The organism is Nostoc sp. UCD121 (genome assembly GCF_014222285.1).
GTDB lineage: Bacteria > Cyanobacteriota > Cyanobacteriia > Cyanobacteriales > Nostocaceae > Nostoc.
Map to the genome: position 1 here is coordinate 12,460 of NZ_JACKZS010000080.1, position 19,874 is coordinate 32,333.

Annotated in this window: 20 protein-coding genes and 1 tRNA gene; 9 read left to right on the plus strand and 12 right to left on the minus strand. The window is 42.5% G+C overall.

From position 1 onward, the window contains the following. Positions 1-127: 127 nt before the first annotated feature. The 4 genes from ccsB to GNF10_RS18025 form a co-directional block, all read right to left on the minus strand. Positions 128-1,189: a c-type cytochrome biogenesis protein CcsB gene (gene ccsB / locus GNF10_RS18010; protein ID WP_185580394.1), complete on the minus strand. Its 1,062-nt coding sequence runs from the start codon at positions 1,187-1,189 to the stop codon at positions 128-130. Between the two features lie 149 nt (positions 1,190-1,338). Continuing rightward, positions 1,339-3,105, minus strand: coding sequence for a DUF3352 domain-containing protein (locus tag GNF10_RS18015; RefSeq protein WP_185580395.1), 1,767 nt, complete (start codon positions 3,103-3,105; stop codon positions 1,339-1,341). A 405-nt stretch (positions 3,106-3,510) separates the two neighbouring features. Then, positions 3,511-4,074 carry a Uma2 family endonuclease gene (locus GNF10_RS18020; RefSeq protein WP_185580396.1) on the minus strand — a complete coding sequence of 188 codons (564 nt, stop codon included), beginning with the start codon at positions 4,072-4,074 and terminating at the stop codon, positions 3,511-3,513. Between the two features lie 31 nt (positions 4,075-4,105). Further along, entirely contained in the window at positions 4,106-4,681 is a 576-nt protein-coding gene (locus tag GNF10_RS18025) for a Uma2 family endonuclease (protein WP_185580397.1), read from the minus strand. Here GNF10_RS18025 and GNF10_RS38650 point away from each other — a divergent pair. Next, positions 4,680-4,808 carry a hypothetical protein gene (locus tag GNF10_RS38650; protein WP_260445812.1) on the plus strand — a complete coding sequence of 43 codons (129 nt, stop codon included), beginning with the start codon at positions 4,680-4,682 and terminating at the stop codon, positions 4,806-4,808. The two genes, GNF10_RS18025 and GNF10_RS38650, sit on opposite strands and share 2 nt — an antisense overlap. Here the strand turns inward: GNF10_RS38650 and GNF10_RS18030 are convergent. Both GNF10_RS18030 and GNF10_RS18035 read right to left on the minus strand, forming a co-directional pair. Beyond that, positions 4,780-5,403: a chorismate lyase gene (locus tag GNF10_RS18030; RefSeq protein ID WP_185580398.1), complete on the minus strand. Its 624-nt coding sequence runs from the start codon at positions 5,401-5,403 to the stop codon at positions 4,780-4,782. The genes GNF10_RS38650 and GNF10_RS18030 overlap by 29 nt on opposite strands. A 127-nt stretch (positions 5,404-5,530) precedes the next feature. Further along, positions 5,531-5,613: transfer RNA gene (locus tag GNF10_RS18035), tRNA-Leu, on the minus strand. Between the two features lie 396 nt (positions 5,614-6,009). On the opposite strand from GNF10_RS18035, the gene accC reads away from it, so the two are divergent. Continuing rightward, positions 6,010-7,353, plus strand: a complete 1,344-nt coding sequence (gene accC / locus GNF10_RS18040) for an acetyl-CoA carboxylase biotin carboxylase subunit (RefSeq protein WP_185580399.1) — start codon at positions 6,010-6,012, stop codon at positions 7,351-7,353. Between the two features lie 69 nt (positions 7,354-7,422). Here the strand turns inward: accC and GNF10_RS18045 are convergent, their stop codons facing one another. Further along, positions 7,423-7,716 (minus strand): YggT family protein, encoded by a 294-nt coding sequence (locus GNF10_RS18045; protein ID WP_094341548.1) that lies wholly within the window; start codon positions 7,714-7,716, stop codon positions 7,423-7,425. Between the two features lie 260 nt (positions 7,717-7,976). Here GNF10_RS18045 and psbX point away from each other — a divergent pair, with 260 nt between their 5' ends. From psbX to GNF10_RS18065, 4 genes are all read left to right on the plus strand, one after another. Beyond that, on the plus strand, positions 7,977-8,096 hold the full coding sequence (gene psbX, locus GNF10_RS18050; protein ID WP_012412183.1) for a photosystem II reaction center X protein: 120 nt from the start codon (positions 7,977-7,979) through the stop codon (positions 8,094-8,096). Between the two features lie 248 nt (positions 8,097-8,344). After that, a complete protein-coding gene (locus GNF10_RS18055; RefSeq protein WP_185580400.1) occupies positions 8,345-9,259 on the plus strand; it encodes a Ycf66 family protein in 915 nt (304 codons plus the stop codon). 47 nt (positions 9,260-9,306) lie between these two features. Beyond that, positions 9,307-9,867 (plus strand): PD40 domain-containing protein, encoded by a 561-nt coding sequence (locus tag GNF10_RS18060; RefSeq protein WP_185580401.1) that lies wholly within the window; start codon positions 9,307-9,309, stop codon positions 9,865-9,867. 87 nt (positions 9,868-9,954) lie between these two features. Continuing rightward, positions 9,955-10,479 carry a PD40 domain-containing protein gene (locus GNF10_RS18065; RefSeq protein ID WP_185580402.1) on the plus strand — a complete coding sequence of 175 codons (525 nt, stop codon included), beginning with the start codon at positions 9,955-9,957 and terminating at the stop codon, positions 10,477-10,479. Positions 10,480-10,616: 137 nt separating this feature from the next. Here the strand turns inward: GNF10_RS18065 and GNF10_RS18070 are convergent, their stop codons facing one another. Then, positions 10,617-11,624: a succinate dehydrogenase/fumarate reductase iron-sulfur subunit gene (locus GNF10_RS18070; protein ID WP_185580403.1), complete on the minus strand. Its 1,008-nt coding sequence runs from the start codon at positions 11,622-11,624 to the stop codon at positions 10,617-10,619. A 1,447-nt stretch (positions 11,625-13,071) separates the two neighbouring features. On the opposite strand from GNF10_RS18070, the gene GNF10_RS18075 reads away from it, so the two are divergent. After that, positions 13,072-13,509: an AbrB family transcriptional regulator gene (locus tag GNF10_RS18075; RefSeq protein WP_012412178.1), complete on the plus strand. Its 438-nt coding sequence runs from the start codon at positions 13,072-13,074 to the stop codon at positions 13,507-13,509. 238 nt (positions 13,510-13,747) lie between these two features. Continuing rightward, a complete protein-coding gene (locus GNF10_RS18080) occupies positions 13,748-14,554 on the plus strand; it encodes a CPBP family intramembrane glutamic endopeptidase (protein WP_185584135.1) in 807 nt (268 codons plus the stop codon). Between the two features lie 340 nt (positions 14,555-14,894). On the opposite strand, the gene GNF10_RS18085 is transcribed toward GNF10_RS18080, so the two are convergent. The 4 genes from GNF10_RS18085 to GNF10_RS18100 all read right to left on the minus strand — a co-directional run bounded on the left by GNF10_RS18085 (position 14,895) and on the right by GNF10_RS18100 (position 18,103). Continuing rightward, on the minus strand, positions 14,895-16,016 hold the full coding sequence (locus tag GNF10_RS18085; RefSeq protein WP_185584128.1) for a geranylgeranyl reductase family protein: 1,122 nt from the start codon (positions 16,014-16,016) through the stop codon (positions 14,895-14,897). Between the two features lie 185 nt (positions 16,017-16,201). After that, a complete protein-coding gene (gene frr / locus GNF10_RS18090; protein WP_221643323.1) occupies positions 16,202-16,723 on the minus strand; it encodes a ribosome recycling factor in 522 nt (173 codons plus the stop codon). 25 nt (positions 16,724-16,748) lie between these two features. Then, positions 16,749-17,477, minus strand: coding sequence for a UMP kinase (gene pyrH / locus GNF10_RS18095; protein WP_012412364.1), 729 nt, complete (start codon positions 17,475-17,477; stop codon positions 16,749-16,751). Between the two features lie 71 nt (positions 17,478-17,548). Continuing rightward, positions 17,549-18,103, minus strand: coding sequence for a thioredoxin family protein (locus tag GNF10_RS18100; RefSeq protein ID WP_185584131.1), 555 nt, complete (start codon positions 18,101-18,103; stop codon positions 17,549-17,551). A gap of 427 nt (positions 18,104-18,530) precedes the next feature. Here GNF10_RS18100 and GNF10_RS18105 point away from each other — a divergent pair, with 427 nt between their 5' ends. Then, entirely contained in the window at positions 18,531-19,433 is a 903-nt protein-coding gene (locus tag GNF10_RS18105) for an alpha/beta fold hydrolase (RefSeq protein WP_185584133.1), read from the plus strand. The last annotated feature ends 441 nt before the right edge of the window (positions 19,434-19,874 follow it).

Genomic DNA, 19,874 nt, shown 5'->3' on the forward strand with positions numbered 1-19,874 from the left:
CTATCACTAAATCTATCTTTTCCAGTGATATAACAGTTCATCCGAAATAATTCCCAAGAGATAATAGTAAATTTAAATCTCCTCCTTTCTCCCTCTCCGTTGCTGGAGAGGGTTAGGGGTGAGGTTATTAAAAAAACCAGCCGTAAGAATGCAAACCTTTACCCAAAAGATTCACACCGAGATAGCAAATCCAAACAACAACAAAGCCAGTGGCAGCTAAAATTGCGGGACGGCGGCCTTGCCAACCGCGAGTGATTCGGGCGTGGAGATAGGCGGCGAACACCAACCAGGTGATTAATGCCCAAGTTTCTTTAGGGTCCCAACTCCAGTAAGAACCCCAAGCTTCGTTAGCCCAAACGCCACCGGCAATAATGCCAATTGTCAACAAGGGAAATCCAAGTCCGATGATGCGATAGCTGATGTTGTCGAGGGTTTCGGCAAGGCTAAGGCGCTGAGGTGAAAGGGGTTCGGCAGATGCTACGGTTTGAGGTTCAGAAGTAGTTAATAAATTCAAAACGGCTGTGTTAGCGTTACCGTTGCCGTTGCTACTACTTTCAAAACGAGCAAAGCCGTTATTTTCAGCAGAAGGGGCTGGTGGTTGAGAAATTAGTTCAGCTGCTTTGTGCAAGCGGTAGCCGTTGCTGCGATAGCCACCAGTACCGACAGAACTACCTTGTAGTTGGATGTTTTGACCGCGAGTGACAATCAGAAAAGCGATCGCTAATAACGCACCCACCATCAAAGCAGAATAACTCAACATCATGACGCTGACATGCATCATCAGCCAATTTGACTTCAAGGCAGGTACTAGGGGTTCTGATGCTTGCATCTGGGATGGTAATGTCATCGTCGCAAAAGCAGCGATCAACATTGCCACCGGAGCTGTAACAACTCCTACTAAGCGGCTACGGCTACTACTTTCAGCAATTAGATGGACAGTGGTAATTCCCCAAGTTAAGAAAAACAGGGATTCATAGAGATTACTTAGGGGAAAGTAACCAGCTTCTATCCATCTTGCCCCTAGTAGAGTCGCCATACACAAATTAGCGATCGCCATCCCAGCTGTCCCCAAAGCGGCTAGATAAGGCAGATTCGGAAAAGCCGCTCCTCCCCAATACACCAGCATTGTTAGGAATAATATGGCAAAGGAGGCATTGTCCAGCCAGTTCTGGAGTACAACCAGATTCATAAAGTGTTCTCTCCGTGGATGATTTAAAATATGGATTCTGACTGTTCTGATCCTATATGCTTACAGGGTTATGAAACAGGAGAAATTGGAAATAAGGCATTGGGCATCGGTTATTCTCCTTGTCTCTCCACTCCCTATTTTTCACTCTCCTATCTAGTAGAGTTATTCTTATTGCTTTCTGGACTAGGCAAGGAAGTCGTATTACTAACTTTTTTGAGTGCTATAAAAATGTCGTAGAGGTTACTACGATTGTCGCTGACAGCAGATGTCATACCAATCGAGCGTGTTGCAGCTAGCAAAGTTTGTTGATTGGGAATTAGAGTTGGTAAAGGGAAATTGTTCACAGTTCGTTCCACATCCAGAAAAAATTGACCATTTGTTGGATTTGGTTCTGTAGGAACTGTTTGTTGGAATGGGATCGTGCTAGCTAGTGTGTTATTGGGCTTGGGAACAATTTTATCAGTGATGGGAGCGCCCACTACTAAAAAAGCCACATCTCCATCTAACCAACCGTGGGTGGCAGTTAAAGTACCATAAGGTGAAACCCAGTTGACAACAGGTTGCCCTGCAACTTTTGCAGGTTGCACTTGGAATTGGTATTGATTTCTCATCACATCATCCAATTGTTTTATGGATGCTTCGGCTGAATTGCGTAGGCTTTTCCCGCCGGCATTGCTAGCTTGTACCATGAACACCAAACCCGCACGAAAATCGTTTGATGAACCTTCTTTGGGAGTATTAGGAATCACTGATAAGGAAAACTCGCCTTTCATCCAACTGAGCAAATCCTTATCTAAATCTAGAGTGGTAAGAGATTTTATCCCACCTCTGAGTTGTTCTGGTGCGATCGGTGAGAGGGGATTTCTTTGAGATGTTAAAACGTAATCTCCCCACAACCTCTGTAAGTTTCCTCCCGAAAGCATCATTAAGGTTTCTGCTGGTACGCGGCTTTGCATTTTCCCAGCTTTATTTTCCACCGCTAGCACACGTTGACTATTAGGATTTAGCCAAGAAACACCCTTGAAGCGGATTCCTTCTGTCTCTAAAGTCATTGTCCCTGCTAAACCTTGGTTATTTTGCAGTTGAGCTAAAACTTGAGCAGGTAAAGGGCGGTTTGGAGAAGCAGCGGCTATTTTAGCCGCTGTTGGCACATTGACGTAAAACTGGCCAAAGCGTTGGTAATTGGAAATTTTCGGAAAATTCTCAGCAAAGCCCCCTGTTGTTGCTAGAGATGTTTGATTTTTGTAGGCATCGATCGCTCGTTCTGTGGCTTTGGGACTATCAGTTATGACTAAAAAACGCCCATCTAGCAATGCTGCTGATAAGTTTTCCCCTGTTTGCCCCTCACTTTGTTTAATGGCGATCCCTTGATAAATACGGTCAATCCATTTGCCTTGTTTAAGGGTTTTGGGTTGTGCCCAAATATTTTTGGCGATTTCTGGATTTTTTACTGGTAATACCATTACCATCGACTGCTGATCGCTGGCAGCATCTTCATTAGTGGTAACCGGTTTGGGTACAGCTTTGCTTGCTGTTGCTGGGGCAAGAATTGCGATTGTAACGTCATTGCCTACCCAAGGGGCAATATCTTTCTGGAAGTCGTAACCATTATTAGTGAGAAAGCGATCGCGCAATTCTACTAAATTTCTGTCCAGTTCTGCTTGGGTTTCTCTTGTCCCAAACTCCCGCAATTTCTGCCATTGCTGGGGATCTGTGGTTAGAGAAACCGCAAACAGTGCATCACCAGGAATAATATTTGCACCTACGAGCAAATCACTGGAAGATATTTGTCTCTGGCTTAACAACCAGTATGCGACACTCCCTGCACCAATTAATAGCCCAGCAGCCGAGAGCGTCAGCACCAGAGAGGGTTTCTTATTTTTCTTCATTGGAACAGACACAAGAGGCGGTGCCATCGAAACCTATACCTTATACTTGCAAACTTATTACTTGCTTGATTAGTTAAGTACACCAACTGGTTTAACCATTCTTTAGGACAGCTAATTAGATTAAATTTTCCACCCTAAATGTTGATGATACTTCGGTAATCAATCTTCCCTAGTCTTTCAAAAGCTGTGTTTTTGATTCAGTTATCATTTTTAACACGCTTTGTTGAATTTCGTAGGACGTTTCCCTAAGATTAATGCCTCATTCGGAGATTTCCGCAAGTAAATCTGTGATTCCAAGCAATTAGAGAATATAACTAACTGGACAAAGCTGCAAGTGAATTTAAGCTATTTGGCTTTGCTCGGTAGCGATCGCCTATGATGGCCTGGTACGCCATCGCACTACATAATGACTGCAATATTTTTTGGGACAACCTATAATTGCAACTCAAATCCAGGTAATATATCCTCTCCAGAAACAATCACCGGCATTTGCACAACTTCTACAGCTTTCAAAAGTCGGTAAATTTCAACTTGACGATCTTGAGGATTAATCAGCCAACCCAAACGCAGGCCATTTTTGATATATTCCTGCATTTTCTCTTGAATCTGTGACAGTCGGTCTGTCTCCGATCGCAGTTCAATCACAAAGTCGGGTACAAGTGGCGGAAATTTTTTTCGTTGTTCTGGTGTTAAAGCTTCCCAGCGCTCCAATTTTACCCAAGCAGCATCAGGAGAACGTTTTGCACCATTTGGAAGTATAAAGATAGTTGAAGAACTAAAAACTTTCCCTAATTTAGCTTGACGATTCCAATTATTTAAGTCTGTAATTAAATCTGCTTCTTGATTTCCGCTTTCTCCTCCAACTGGTGGCATAATTATTAATTCTCCAGCTGCATTCATTTCCAGGCTTAAATCACGATTGGCAATACATAATTGATAAAATTGCTCATCGCTTAAATGAGCAATTGGTTCTAGATTTAGCACAACAGTATTCATTAAACCTTTCCTCGTGTCTTTGTTGCTAACATCAGTAGGAAATTCTTGCTTGTTGGAAAATTTCTTGAGGTGTAATTTGCAACCCTTCAAATAAGGAATCTTCTAAACTCTCAGTACCACGTTTGGTTTGAGGGAGAATATCAGGATAAAAAATAGTAATAGTTTTTGCTCTAGAATCAATAATCCAAACTCGTTGAACTTTAGCTTTTAGATAATCAGTGGCTTTTTCGGTCATTTCTCCGAAAGTTTGACCAGGGGAGATAATTTCAATGACTAATTCGGGTGCAACGGGACAAGCCTCATCTTGCAACCAATCAGCAGAAAAACGGTTATAAGAAATATAAGTCAAATCTGCTACAGGAACCCAGTCTTGTTGATTTCGTTTTAGCTTAATTGCCCATTCAATTACAACCCGCCCCTTTCCTTGGGCCCATGCAGACAATAGTATAAATAATGCACCTGTTATAGAACTATGAAAAAATTTTGTTGCTATCTCATCGTTTTTGAATTTGGGAACAGCTTCTCCATCAATGAGTTCGTAGGTAATATCTCCTTCGGGAAGTGCGAGAAATTCTTCGAGGGTGAGTTGGGTTTTAAGTTGAATCATGGTTGATCTTGGGGAATTTACTACCAGATGCGATCGCTACAATATTCAACCATCCTTTGATAACCTCATTGTATTTCTCAATAGCGATCGCAGGCTTTTTACCGATTTTGGGAATTCAATTGCATAGCTCCCAAATATTTAGTTAAATAAGGCGAAAAAACTTCATAAATTAACGTTAGTGGCTGTCCATGATGCCAAAACAAGTAGTGGCGACCCCAAAAAGGCCCAGTTACGTCAAAACCCGACTCTAGCGCCGATGAGTCACCATAATAAATCCCTCGAACATCCCGATACAACTCTGTGCGGAGACGAGCTAAACTCGCCCAAATTGGTAATGAGCGATTTTGCAAATACTCATCTACATGACTAGCTTCCCACCACGAGGTAGCATAAGCTAATCGTTGACCAGAAGCAGTCCGCAGCCACACTTGTCGCCGTAGTCGCGAACCTGGAACAGCTTGGATTAAATCAGGTGCAGCATCCAAATCCATGCCAATCAATGACATATCAATGACATCTACTTCTACAGGCTCACCTGTAAGCAATTCTAGGTGACGTGTTGGAGAGCCGTCACCCAAAAGCATGAGTTGCCAAGCAGGTGCTAGCTGAGTGTGAGGTAAACTTTTTTGAATTACTTCCTCCCCTCCTTGCCAAATTGGAGTGAGGCGATGCCAAGCTGCTGGCTGTGTTAAGTTGTTTGTCGGCGTAAAAGTAATACTCAATGCTTTTTACAAAACTTCACGTATCTCTATAAAAGCATAAAAAACCAGAGCTATACCAAGATTTAAGGGTCAACAGTCTCAGGTCTATTGACCATTGACTATTGACCCTTGACTAATCAACAAAATATGCGGATGGTGAGACTCGAACTCGCAAGGGCATAGCCCACACGCACCTCAAGCGTGCGCGTATACCAATTCCGCCACATCCGCACGGCTTGTCTAAAGATAGACTATAGCATAAGAAAATAATTATAGTAAGGTGATATCTAAAGTTATATTTCTCAAAAATATAAATTTCTTCAAGGCGGTATCAGACTGACAGAAATTTGGCATCTGCACAAGTGATATTAAAAAGGGTAGAGCGACTGTGGGAGGAACGGTGCGATGGCGTATCGCAAAAACCCAGTTTGGTAAGCTAGCCAAGACTTACAGCAGCAATGTTGTTAGTCTAGTAAAACCCGTAGAGGCAGCAAACCTACAATATGCGAGTTTGCTTAGAGTCAGGGTGGCGAATCTCCTGTGATAATTTGAAATAATGCGGAAGCCTCGTTTCAAGTTGGATCAGAGAAAATGTGAATCTACTGGTAATGATATCGAAACTAAAAAATGAAGTTTGACAAAATATTAATTGCCAATCGGGGAGAAATCGCCCTTCGCATTCTCCGCGCCTGTGAAGAAATGGGAATTGCGACAGTTGCGGTTCACTCCACCGTTGACCGGAATGCTCTCCACGTCCAACTTGCTGATGAAGCGGTTTGCATTGGCGAACCTGCTAGCAGTAAAAGTTATTTGAATATTCCCAATATTATTGCTGCTGCATTGACGCGCAATGCGACTGCTATTCACCCAGGTTATGGCTTTTTGGCAGAAAATGCCCGGTTTGCGGAAATCTGTGCCGATCATCATATTGCTTTTATCGGCCCAACTCCAGAAGCTATCAAGCTGATGGGCGATAAATCCACTGCCAAAGAAACCATGCAAAAAGCTGGAGTCCCCACAGTACCAGGTAGTGAGGGGTTAGTAGAATCCGAGGAAGAAGGATTAAAATTCGCCAAGGAAATCGGCTATCCAGTGATGATTAAAGCCACAGCAGGTGGCGGTGGGCGAGGTATGCGCCTAGTTCGTTCTGAAGATGAATTTGTCAAACTTTTCTTGGCAGCGCAAGGAGAAGCAGGAGCAGCTTTTGGGAATTCTGGCGTTTACATCGAAAAATTTATTGAACGTCCTCGCCACATCGAATTCCAAATTTTGGCGGATAACTACGGTAATGTTATCCACTTGGGTGAACGGGATTGCTCAATTCAGCGCCGGAACCAAAAACTACTAGAAGAAGCTCCCAGTCCGGCTCTCGACCAAGACCTACGTGAGAAAATGGGGCACGCTGCTGTCAAAGCTGCCCAATTCATTAATTACAGTGGGGCGGGTACTATCGAGTTTCTTTTGGATAGATCCGGTAAATTCTACTTTATGGAAATGAACACCCGGATTCAAGTGGAACATCCTGTAACGGAGATGATTACTGGAATAGACTTAGTTGCCGAACAAATTCGGATTGCTCAAGGAGAAAGACTTAAGCTTACCCAGGAACAAGTAGTTTTGCGGGGTCATTCAATTGAGTGCCGCATCAACGCTGAAGACCCAGATCATGACTTTCGCCCTTCTCCTGGAAGGATTAGTGGCTATCTCCCCCCTGGAGGCCCTGGTGTTAGGATTGATTCTCACGTTTACACAGATTACCAAATCCCGCCTTATTACGATTCCTTAATTGGCAAGTTAATTGTTTGGGCCCCAGACCGACCCACTGCTATTAACCGCATGAAACGCGCACTCCGGGAATGTGCAATTACTGGACTGCCTACCACTATTGGGTTTCATCAAAAAATCATGGAAACTCCACAATTTTTGCAGGGTAATGTCTATACAAATTTTGTCCAGGAGATGAACGGGTAAGGGATTGGGAACTGGGGGCTGGGAACTAGGACTGGGGAAGAGTTTTCCCAATTCCCAATTCCCAATTCCCTAATTCACACGAGATGCCATAGTCAGCAATCCTTGCTGACCTAGTAATATTTCTCTTAGCAGGCTGAAGATACCAACCCAAATAATAGGTGTAATGTCCACTCCGCCTATAGGTTGTACCAGTTTTCGCAATGGCACTAAAAATGGTTCGGTAGGCCAAGCTATTAAGTTAAAGGGCAAACGATTCAGATTCACTTGCGGATACCAAGTGAGAATTATCCGAAATATAAATAAAAATGTCATCACCCCTAACACAGGGCCAAGAATCCAAGCAGTCAGGTCAACACCAGTCATCGGTTTAAGGTACTATCTATACTGTAAAGAAAGAAAACTTCGGCGAACGGCAAGCCGCGCTTTGCGAACGCCACAAAAACTTTAAGCTTTGTAAAGCACTCTCATGATCATTTTAACCAAATGCTGTGACTTTCTTCTGGAATAAAAAAGTAAACTCGCTCACAGCAGTTACCAAGTTTAGCAGTTCGAGTTAGAGGCTTCTCAAGAAAGTAATACACTATTAAAATTAGGATGAAGTGTGTAAAAAAAGGTTTAGAAGTATGACGCCTTCTTTAGCAAATTTTCTTTGGAGCCTGCTATGGGGTACTGCAATTGTTGTGATTCCCGTTACAGTTGGTCTAATTTTCATTAGCCAAAAAGATAAAATTCAGCGTTCATAATGCTTATGAGAGTTAATTGAACTCTCACAACCGATTGTCTGTCAGCTATTTATAATTGCACTACAAGCAGCAGTATTTGCCGCTAGAAGCAGTTGTAGCTTACAGACATAGGGTTTTTTAATTTTTCGGTGAACAGCTTCAGAGCTTCTTTGCCAGAGGCTTTGAAGCTTCAATATTTATCGTGCCTAATTACAGTAGTGATTTTAATTGTGACTCGCTAACATAGATTTGATATTGGGAAAACAGCAATGATAAATTTTGGGCTGAACTCAGCCAGTTTTCTGGCTCAGGTAAATTTTGGGGCAAATTCAGCCAGTATTCTAGGGATTTTCCTGGCTGTGGCTGGGGCAGCACTGTATTTTCTCCGCACTGTGCGTCCAGAATTGTCACGGGATCAAGATATCTTTTTTGCGGCAGTTGGTTTGCTCTGCGGCTTTATTCTTGTGTTTCAAGGATGGCGGCTAGACCCGATTCTGCAATTTGGTCAACTGCTTTTAGTTGGCACAACTGTATTTTTTGCAGTTGAAAGTATTCGCCTGCGGAGTATAGCTACCCAGCAAGCAAAGCGTAACACTCCCATTGTGGATGAAGATCGACCGGTTAGCGATCGCTATTCCTACAACGATCGCAGAAAGTATCAAGCTGAAATGGATGCAGACTTAGATCCATTGCCTTATGAAGACGAGGAAGAACGCCCCCCGCGTCGCCGGATTCAGGGTAGCAGGGATGAAATTTCCACTCGTGATAACTACTACGAAGAGCAACCACCCCGTCGTTCAGAACGCCGCAACAGCAGCAGTAGTGAAAGACAAGCTCCAACTGACAAAACGCGGCGGCGGACTTCTGGCCGTCCTGTGAATCGCCCTTCTGAAACCTCTGAAGATGAAAATTGGGGTTCATCTAGGCAAGTTGATGATTGGGAAAGTTCGGGAGGGGAAGTCAGAAAACCTTCTCGCCGTAATAATAACGGTTCTCAACGTCCAGAAAGCCGGGAAGATGATGTTGCTCCTAGACCAAGAAGGCGTCGTCCACCCACAGACTCAGCTTCTCGAAGACCGCGCGAAGATGATGAGGCGATCCCAACTGATTATGTACCGTACAACCCGATTGAAAAGCCAAATCAGGGGCCAGATAATTCGACTGATTTTGATGACGATGTTTAAAACAGTTGGCGTGGAAATAGGTTTAAAGGCAACGGAAAACAGTTGAGGTGGAAAAATTTACGCCTATATTTTGGCTCCAAAGACCAATTCATTGGAGCCTGGTTTTTGGTTTAACAGGTTTGCTTGCATCTTGTGGTTCTAACAATATTCCCATAGGGCCTACTTCCCTCAACAGTCGCTACACCGAGGAGCAACCTGCTTTGAGTGGAAATGGGCGCTTTTTAGCGTTTGTATCTAATCGAAATGGTAATCAACAGCTATTAGTTTTCGATTTAGAGAGGCAACAGTTTATTGGCACACCGGGCATAAACCGAGCAGAGACAATTGCCGAAAGTCCTAGCTTGAGCTACACCGGGCGTTATATTGCTTATCTTACTAGTGACCAAGGTAGACCGGTGGTGGCGCTTTACGATCGCGCTACGCAACAGTCGCAAATCGTTACACCAACATATCGCGGCTGGATCAGAAAACCAAATATCAGCCCAGATGGACGTTATGTTGTTTTTGAAACCGCCAGCCGTGGTCAGTGGGATATTGAAGTCCTAGACCGAGGGCCAAATATTGAGTTAGATATTCCTAATGGTGCAACCGTAGGTTCACCTCCGTAGGAGTTAGAGACGCGATTAATCGCATCTGTACAAGAGTTAGGAGTTAGTAGTTGTGAGACTATTGACTAATAACTAATAACTAATTATATGAAACGTGTTTTTTTTATACCTGTATTTTTCTGCTTAAGTTTATTAACTGGGTGTTTTGGCTACCCTCGCCTTTTGAGTTATCCCTTTGATCCGGGGGGTCGGAGTCTCAATAGTTTAGCGTCAGAATTAAACCCCCAAATTTCTGGAAGATACATTGTTTTTATTACTGACCGACGCGGTAGCCAAGATGTTTATATGTTTGATACAGTGACTCGTGATTTGGTTGATTTGCCGGGTTTAAACTCCCTTGATGCGATCGCAAATCATCCTAGCGTTTCACAAGATGGTCGTTATATTGTGTTTGTGGCTAGCCGCCAGGGGCGATCGGCTATTTTTCTCTACGAGCGGGAAACACGCCAATCACGAAATTTAACTAGTAACCTACAAGCTGAAGTCCGCAACCCTACAATTAGCGCTGATGGTAGCAGGATTGCTTTTGAGTCGAGTAACAACGGGCAGTGGGATGTTTTAGTCTATGACCGTTATGGGCGACCGTTGAATATACCTCAAGAACCACGTTGAAAAATAGGGAATGGGGAATTGGGAATTGGGAATGGGGAATAGGACATTTAGACGAAATAAGGGAAAGACTCCTTCAATAATTCCCTCTTGTTCTCTTGTCCCTTTATCTCCACTTCCTATTCCCTATTCCCTATTCCCTACTCCCTATCCCCTTCAACTTGTTGCACAGATTCAATGAGCGATCGCACTTGTTCTGTCCCTTCAGAAGGTTCAAAGGATAAGGGAAATTTACCTCGCAGGAGCATCCGCAAACCGAGGGGTGCAAGACTGAGTAATCCTTTTAAATCCTGAAAGTAATTACCGACTACTTGTAAACCAAATTGACGTTCATCAATCCAACCACCTTCTTTAACTAAATCTATCAAAACTTTCCGGTGACGAATTGAGCGACTATCGCTGGCTTCTTTGTGGGTAAGAATTTCTTGTTTAATTTTGGTGATTTGTTCTAATGGTGCAACTTCCATTGGACAAACTGAATCGCAGTATAAACAACGAGTACAACCCCATACGCCTTTAGTACCTTCGTTGTAGCTTTCTAAGCGATTCTCGGTATCGCTATCGCGGGAGTCTTCTACCATCCGGTAAGCTTTGGCAAGGGCATGAGGCCCAACAAAATCTGGATTAACTTCACGGGCGTTGCATTCTGAGTAACAAGCACCGCACATAATACAGTTACCAGTTTGATCGAGACGCGATCGCTCTTGTGGTGTTTGCAAAAACTCTCTTTCTGGTACTTGTCGTGCTGCTGTACTCACATAAGGAGCAACTGCCTCTAAATTATTCCAGAAACTGCTCATATCTACAACCAAATCTTTAATCACGGGCATATTGCCGAGGGGTGCGATCGTGATTTCAGGAATGACATTTACTTTACTTTGGGATGATGGTATTTGTTGTAATCTAGCAAGTTCACTACCAACATTTTCCTTACAAGCTAAAGCCGAACGCCCATTAATTCGCATAGCACAGCTACCACAAATCGTATTACGGCAATTTTTGCGAAATGCCAACGTTCCATCTTGCTCCCACTTAATATGATTGAGGCAATCCAGGATTGTATTACCTGGTTCTGCCTCTACAAGATAGGTTTGCACAATAGGGGAGGAATTTTGTTGCTGCCGAATGACCTTAAAAATAACTTCCATGACTACTAACCAAAATTTTAAAATTGCTTCACCAGCCTTAACAATCATGAGTCAAGGCTGGTAGTTACGAAAAGTGAGCTATACTTTTTTTGCCCTCAATTCAAAGCCTGGTGTTAATAGGCTGACGATTAAAGAGAAACTGATTCTAGTTTAAGGATAACCATTAAAATTTTACTTTTAGCAGCGCTGTAGGCAAAATTTGTGTCAAATTCTGACATAAAACGCCAAAAATGTAATGGTCGCTTGACATTGAATTTAGTCGTTTGAGAATGTAAAGGAAAGGGCTTTACTTAGAAAGGGACTCAGGTTTATCTTTGGTCTAGCGATCATATCCAAGGTAAATGCAGTTACCGTTAGCAACAGGTCTTCATATCAACTTGAGTCAAGCAATCCTAGCTGAAAAATTCCGCCTTCGCTAACGCTTGACAAAATTTTTTGATTATATAGAAGTGTAAAAGCACATCTTCAATATATAGTAGTGGCAATTAAGTGCTAGGCGGATGTTAAGAGATTTATTCTTCCCATAGACAGACGTAGAAAATCCTCTGAGTGCTTTTGAGCTTACCGTAATAAACCGAAGAAAAATCCTCACCACTTTCAAATAAAAGTCTCGCGCATCGAAGAATCCCGGATAGGCGAGACTTTGAGATTTTTGCAGCCTCTCAATCAAGAAAATCTTGGATTTAACTAATTGGTCAAAACTGCTCATCTAAATTAGATAAATTTTTATAATGCAATAAAGGGTTAGGAAAATCGTCACGGCTTTTTCCAACCTTTAAGTCCAGAAATTTAAATAAAAATTTACCAGCAACTTTAATTCAAAATTAAACAACTATTTTGCTATTATTAGTCCATGCTAGTATTTAATATAAAATTACGAACTCACAAAACCAGAATCAATAGCCGTATCAGCGCGGCTACTACTGCTTTGTTGATTCGTAATGTAGAGACAAGAAAATTCGCGTCTCTACTGGCAGGACAAAGGGCATAAGCCCGTAGGACTCTATTGAAATACTATGCTGTCCTAAGCTTGAGAGGATGAGTAGAGAAAACTCTACCTACTCATTAGCGAGAAGGGCAAGCACTGAAAGTGAAAAACCTGCAATTTATTGGGTCTACGACTTATTTGGAGTAGAGCCAACCCCATTTGTAAAGGTGGCTGAAAGTTACACCGCTACAGTAGCGCCAAAAGAGAAAATAATTTCATTTCTGATGGCGAATAATGGTTAAAAGTGCCGTGAAATCAGCAAAATTAATTTCTATGGCAACTATGACCTCTAATTGGTTGTAGACAACCATAATATGAAGTGCTTTTGTCTCCTATCGGCAGTGATTCACCCGTAACACTAGAGTCCTAAGTAGCTCTATGCACATGCTAAAAAGCCAAATGCTGGCATGAGACTACATCATTTATCAGCTTGGAGAGAGTAAGGAAAATTTGAGCATAATGACTGAAACTGCAACCGCGCCATTAACTGGAAAAGCACTACTTGCGAAAGTAAAAGAACTTTCCACTTTGCCACGCCGAGAAAGAGCTAAACAGTGTGGCTATTACACTGTTACTAAGAATAACCAGGTTCGTGTCAATCTCACCGATTTTTATGACGCTTTGCTATCGGCTAGAGGAATTCCTCTAAGTCCAGAAGCACCTAAAGATGGTCGTGGTCGTGAACCGACATATCGGGTTAGTGTCCATCAAAATGGTCAGATTGTGATTGGTGCCACATATACCAAAGCAATGGGCTTAAAGTCTGGAGATGAGTTTGAAATTAGGTTGGGATACAAGCATATTCACTTGATTCAACTTGGTGAAAGTGATAAAAAACTGACCTCACCAGATATAGACTCCGACGAATCGGACGAAGATTTGGAAGACGAAGAGTAAATTTGCTGATGGTAAGGATAAGTATCAGGTATGATAACTTGTCCTTACCTCAATAGCAAACTGCTAACTCTATTGAAAAAATTTTGTTCCAGATAAAAAATACGATTAGACCCCTTGCAGAATTTGCCAAATTTAGTAGATTCTTGATAAATCAGCAAGAAATCTATAGTGCAAGAAGTCTATCGTGTTTTTTTTGATAACTTTTTTTGAGCCTTCGGTCAACGCCTTACTAGCATTTATGCAAAATGCACCAGCACTAGTTATAGTAATGGCATTTTTTGTTTGCTGGATAGTTTGTTGGTTGCCAGTCGCAGCAGTATCAGCAATATTGCTCAATTGGCAACCCCCTAAACCTTTGCAGCCACAGCAAAAAATGCCATTATTGCTGTCACTTTACCTATTAGCTCCCCTGATTCTGTGGGGAGTTAGTTGGCTTACCAATAAATCTTTTTCGGATTACGGCTTTGTTGGGAATCTTTCAAATTTTGGTTCTTTAGCATTAGGTTTCGCTTTGGGAGTGGTAAGCCTAGGGATTGTATTTAGTGGGCAATTCGGATTAGGTTGGTGTTCTTTTGAAAAAACGAATTTCAAGTTACTATTACCCATCTTGCTACCGATTTTCTTGATAGCATTGTTAGTCGGTGGGATAGAAGAGTTAGTTTTTCGGGGTTTTCTGTTCACTGAATTAGCACAAGATTATCCAGTTTGGGTAGCAGCAGCAATTTCTAGCTTGATTTTTGCCTTGCTACATCTAGTTTGGGAGCAACGTGAAACTGCACCACAACTCCCTGGATTGTGGCTGATGGGAATGGTGTTGGTGTTGGCACGTTTTGCCGATCGCAACAATTTGGGTTTAGCCTGGGGACTACACGCAGGATGGGTATGGGCGATCGCAACCCTAGATACAGCAGAATTAATTACTTACACAGGTAAAGTCTCTGATTTGTTCACAGGTAAGAATAAAAAACCCCTAGCGGGTTTGGCGGGAATTAGTTGTGTACTGGGAACTGGAATAAGTATTTGGCTTTTATCTAGGTATTTTTAATTTGGTGTTAAATGTCTTATGGGTCTTGGTTAAGTCATGCACAATCTAGTCTGTCAATGAATAATTGACGAGTACATTCTCTCAGAAGGGCGATTTATCGCTTCTCTCTAACGTATCAGTCTTTTAGACGCTATAAATCGCGTCTCTACATGAGGCCTTTTTGGCTTATGCCAAGCGTATTGGGATAAAACTAAAACTGGATCTGACTTGTGTGTACACCGTAGCCCCGGCTTGTAGAGGGATAGACTATAACTAAAAGTTCAAGGCAGCAAAGAGATCCGTTGAATTCACGTTTCGTCAAAAAGGTGAGAGCATCAAGGAACCCACCTACAACTATTTACTAACTTCCAAAGCTAGGAATTAAACGCTTGAGGGCGCGATCGGTAACATCGCTATAGCGCAGTTCCCCACACATAATTTGACCCATGATTTTGGCAGCAGAGGGATGCTTAACACCAACTTTGTAGCCAATACCAGGAAAGCGATAGAATGCTCCAGCTAATTTTTGTGCCCAAGCCATCTCAGTACCCCATTCTTCATTAATAGCTTCACTATATTTTTCTAAAGCGTTGATGTCACCAGAAAGGGCCTCATTAATGGCTCCTGCTGCAATCAAGCCACTAAAAATTGAAGGACGAATGCCTTCTGCTGTCATAGGATAAACTACACAAGCAGCTTCGCCAGCCAAAACAGCATTTTGGGTATGTAACTTTTGCTTTCCATCCCACAAGCAAAGGGGATAACCATACTTCTTGCTGGTTGTGATATCTAGATTAAACGATCGCGCATATTCATCTAAAATCTTCTTAAAATCCTGGGGTTCGCCACCGCCAAACGTACCAATACCAATGGAATAACCATCCGCTTTCGGGAAGTTCCAAATGTAGCCATTTTTCACCAAGCCCAACTCAATGTGAATTGTGGATTTGTCTTTCACAGTGGTGGAAACCTCTGCTTCCAAAGCTGCTGCTAAACGGCGTTTACGTTCTTTGAAGCCTAACCATTTTGCCATTAGCCCTTTAGCACCATCAGCCGCGATTAAGTAGCGACCTGTAATTGGCTCATTGGCTGTGTTAACTTGCCAGTAATCACCTTTAAATTCAATACCTGTTACTTCAGTATTATCCCGCAGTTCAGCCCCTTGCTTCTGTGCTTGCTGCACTAGGAAATGGTCAAAAATATCTCGTCGCACCATCCAGACTGGTTCTTCTGTGCCTATTTTTGCTTCCACTGGGTCGCCTAATTTCCAGGTAAAGCGAAAGGAGTCAGCTTTTACAGAGATTGCTGGGCTAAAATCAAAGTCAAACCATTGAGCGATCGCTGGAGATACACCACCACCACAAGGTTTATATCTTGGTAAGGATTCTTTTTCTAAGACTAATACTGAGCGACCTTGCTTGGCTAAATGATATGCAGCTGTTCCACCAGCTGGCCCAGCGCCGACGATGATGCAGTCATACATAAGGCTGAATTTTGGCTCCTGAATTAGTTGATTTTCTCTTGATTCGGGGCACAATTCATTAATTGCCCCTACTTTAATTATTTATGTCTACTTACTTGTTTAATTTTTGTGAGATACCTAAAAAATGATAAAGGCTGAAGAATTTTACCATCATCCTTCAGCCTTTATGCTTCAGACTTTAGACTTTAAACAGTCGTAATGTCTTTTTCTTTTTCTGCCAAAAGTGCGTCTATTTTGGCAGTATACTCATTTGTTAGTTTTTGCAAATTGTCTTGTTGGTCTTTTGATTCATCTTTGGAGATTTCAGAGGCTTTCTCCTGCTTGCGAATCGAGTCTATGGCATCGCGGCGGATGTTGCGAATAGCAACACGGCCCTCTTCAGCGTACTTGGTAGCCATTTTGACGAATTCTTTTCGGCGATCGCTTGTCAAAGGCGGAATATTCAGCCGAATTACAGAACCATCATTGCTGGGGGTTAAACCCACATCTGAAAGAGAAATCGCCTTCTCAATAATGTTTAGGGTGTTGCGCTCGTAGGGCTGAATCAGAATTGTCGAGGCATCTGGCGTACTAATATTTGCCAGTGATTTTAAAGATGTAGGCGAACCGTAATAGTCCACTAATACCTTATCTAATAGACTCGCATTGGCGCGGCCAGTGCGAATCGTGTTAAAAGCTCGTTGAGTTGACTCAACAGAACTTTGCATTTTACTTTTAGCGTCAGCTAATATTTCAGCTAATATCACAAGAACCTCCCACAAGGGTACCGATGGATTCTCCCAAGACTGCTCGGTGGATGTTACCTCGCACCGTTAGGTCAAATACCAGAATTGGGATATTATTTTCTTTACACAAGGCGATCGCAGTACTATCCATCACCCGCAAATCTTTGGCTAAAACATGCGCGTAGGTAAGGCTATTGTAACGCTTGGCGTTAGGATAAATCTCAGGATCAGCATCATATACCCCGTCTACTTTGGTGGCTTTAAAAATCACTTCCGCATCAATTTCTGCTGCTCTAAGTGCCGCAGTAGTATCAGTAGTAAAGAAGGGATTTCCAGAACCAGCCCCAAAAATTACCACCCGCCCTTTTTCAAGATGACGGATGGCACGACGACGGATATATGGTTCTGCTAATTCTTGCATAGCGATCGCAGTTTGCACCCGCGTCTGCACCCCTATGTGTTCTAGCGAATCTTGCAACGTCATGGCGTTCATTACCGTGGCAATCATCCCAATATAGTCAGCGGTTGCCCTGTCCATCCCCGCCGACGCTGCTTTCACGCCACGAAAAATATTGCCGCCGCCAACAACGATGGCCATTTGAACGCCAGTGGCTATCACCTCTGCTACCTCTTGCGCTATTCCTTTGACCACTTCTGGATCAATGCCATAGCCCATGTTGCCCATTAAGGCTTCACCGCTCAGTTTGAGTAAAACCCGTCGGTAATTCGTTCCCATGAAGTTACGCTTTATCAAAAAAGTTGCAATTGCCTCCAATTTAAGATAGCAGTTACAGGGACTATCTATGTCTAGTTACGCCAAATCAATGTAGTACCTACTGGTTCTGTTTGTGGTACATCTATTGCCTGACCAAGAAATAGAGAGGCGATCGCAGTTCTTAAATATTCTTCTCCCTCTGCTGATGCATCTTGGGGATGATTGTCAATTTTGCCTTTGTAGCGGACTATACCATTGGCATCTATTAAAAAGGCCATTGGTGTTTTCGTAGCACCAAAACTTTGGGTTACATCTTGCGTCGAGTCCCACAGGTAAGGAAAGTTCAAATTGTGACGCTGGGCAAAAGCTTTCATATTTTCAAAGCTTGCCCTAGTTTCATGATTACCATCACTACCATTCATCCCAATTAGTGTGAAGCCTTTGGGGGCAAATTTGGCTTGAATGTTTTTTAACCTGCCTATATAGGACTCTACATAAGGACAGTGGTTACATAAGGAAATAACGCCCACTGCTCGGAACTTCTCAAGATAACGCCTAAGATGGTGTACTTGACCGTCAATTCCTGGCAGTTCAAAATCGGGTGCATAGCTCCCGATGGGAGTATCGATTGTTTCTAGTATATTCATATTGTCTGGCTCGCAGAACTAGGAACAAGAAAAATGTTGTTAAATTCAGCGTCAGTTTCCAGTTGCAAACCACCCCTTAGCCGATGCCTCATATTCTGACAATGTTATAGACCAAAATAGCGATCGTAAATTGTGAATCTACTGAATCTAGCACTGATGCTAATTCACTCACATCTAAAAAAATGGCAAAAATATTTTCCTAATGCTGACATAATCTAAGTTGTGAGAAAATTACCTCCATCAACAAGATGAAAACTCTCTACCTGGATAAAACTATCAGCCTAGAAGCTTTTCTAGTGTATGTCTAAGTTATCACTAGACCAAAGGATTTTATTTGAAAATCTGATAAATTTTATTCAAATTCAAAAGAATTTTACTTACGCCTTACTGCTGACGGGCTTTTACTCTTGTATTCCTGAAATTTCCCATGACAACCTCAAGTTCAAAAACAGCATTTACCTCTACAAAAACCTGGATTTGGCAAGATTTCCCTATCTGCTATCAAACCCAAGGAACCACTGGGCCGCCTGTTGTCCTCGTGCATGGATTTGGCGCTTCTTGGTGGCATTGGCGGAAAAATATTCCCGTGTTGGCACAAAATTGCCGAGTTTATGCTATTGATTTGATTGGTTTTGGCGCTTCTGCGAAACCTCAACCTGGTGAAAAAATTACCTACACTCTAGAAACATGGGGACAACAAGTAGCAGATTTTTGCCGTGAAGTTGTTGGCGAACCTGCTTTTTTAGTTGGAAATTCTATTGGCTGTATTGTAGCCATGCAAGCAGCTGTTAGCAACCCAGATATTGCCTTGGGAGTTGCATTGCTCAACTGTTCTTTACGGCTGTTGCACGATCGCAAACGTATAACTTTACCTTTGTCTCGTCGTTACGGAGCGCCTCTACTGCAACGCCTGTTATCTATCAAACCAGTTGGTGATTTCTTTTTCAATCAACTCGCCAAACCGAAAACAGTACGAAAGATTTTGCTGCAAGCTTATGCAAATGCTGAGATGGTGACAGATGAGTTGGTGGATATTCTGACTTCACCAGCAAGCGATCCGGGGGCTGTTGCTGTGTTCCTTGCTTTTACTTCTTATTCTACAGGGCCATTACCAGAAGACCTTTTACCACTGTTACAGTGTCCGGTGATTATCTTGTGGGGAACGGCTGATCCGTGGGAACCAATTAAGTTAGGTAGAGAATTAGCTAATTTCCCACAGGTGCAAAAGTTTATTCCTTTAGAAGGAGTTGGGCATTGTCCCCAAGATGAAGCACCAGAGTTAGTCAATCCGATTTTACTTGATTGGATTTGGGAGCGATCGGCAGTGTGAGATTCAGTTGAAAGCTTTTATTGCTTGCCACAGACACAAACTATGTAGAGAATACATCTGGTAGCGGTAAAAGAGTAATTATTAAGTGCAAGTTTACAGAGAATTGGTATAAGATAAAAGCCCGTTGAAACGGGCTTCTTCATCTTTCAAGCTTGGTCTAAAACGCGGAATACAGAGATAGGAACTTGTTCTGCCCTAACTTGCAAACTTCGGCATAAGTAGAACATCTGGAAAAAACCAAACTATGTTGATAAAGGTTAAGTGAACTAAAACCCTCTTCCCTTCTGCCTCCTGCCTGAACCTGATGATAAATATTCACACCGACCTACTTATTTCTTATCATCTGTTGGTTTTTTAGCATTGGGAGTGGAAAGCCTTGTTGCAAGTATTCCAGACGGCAAAAAGTGCAAGTTAAATAGGCTCACTACCAGGGTCTGGGGC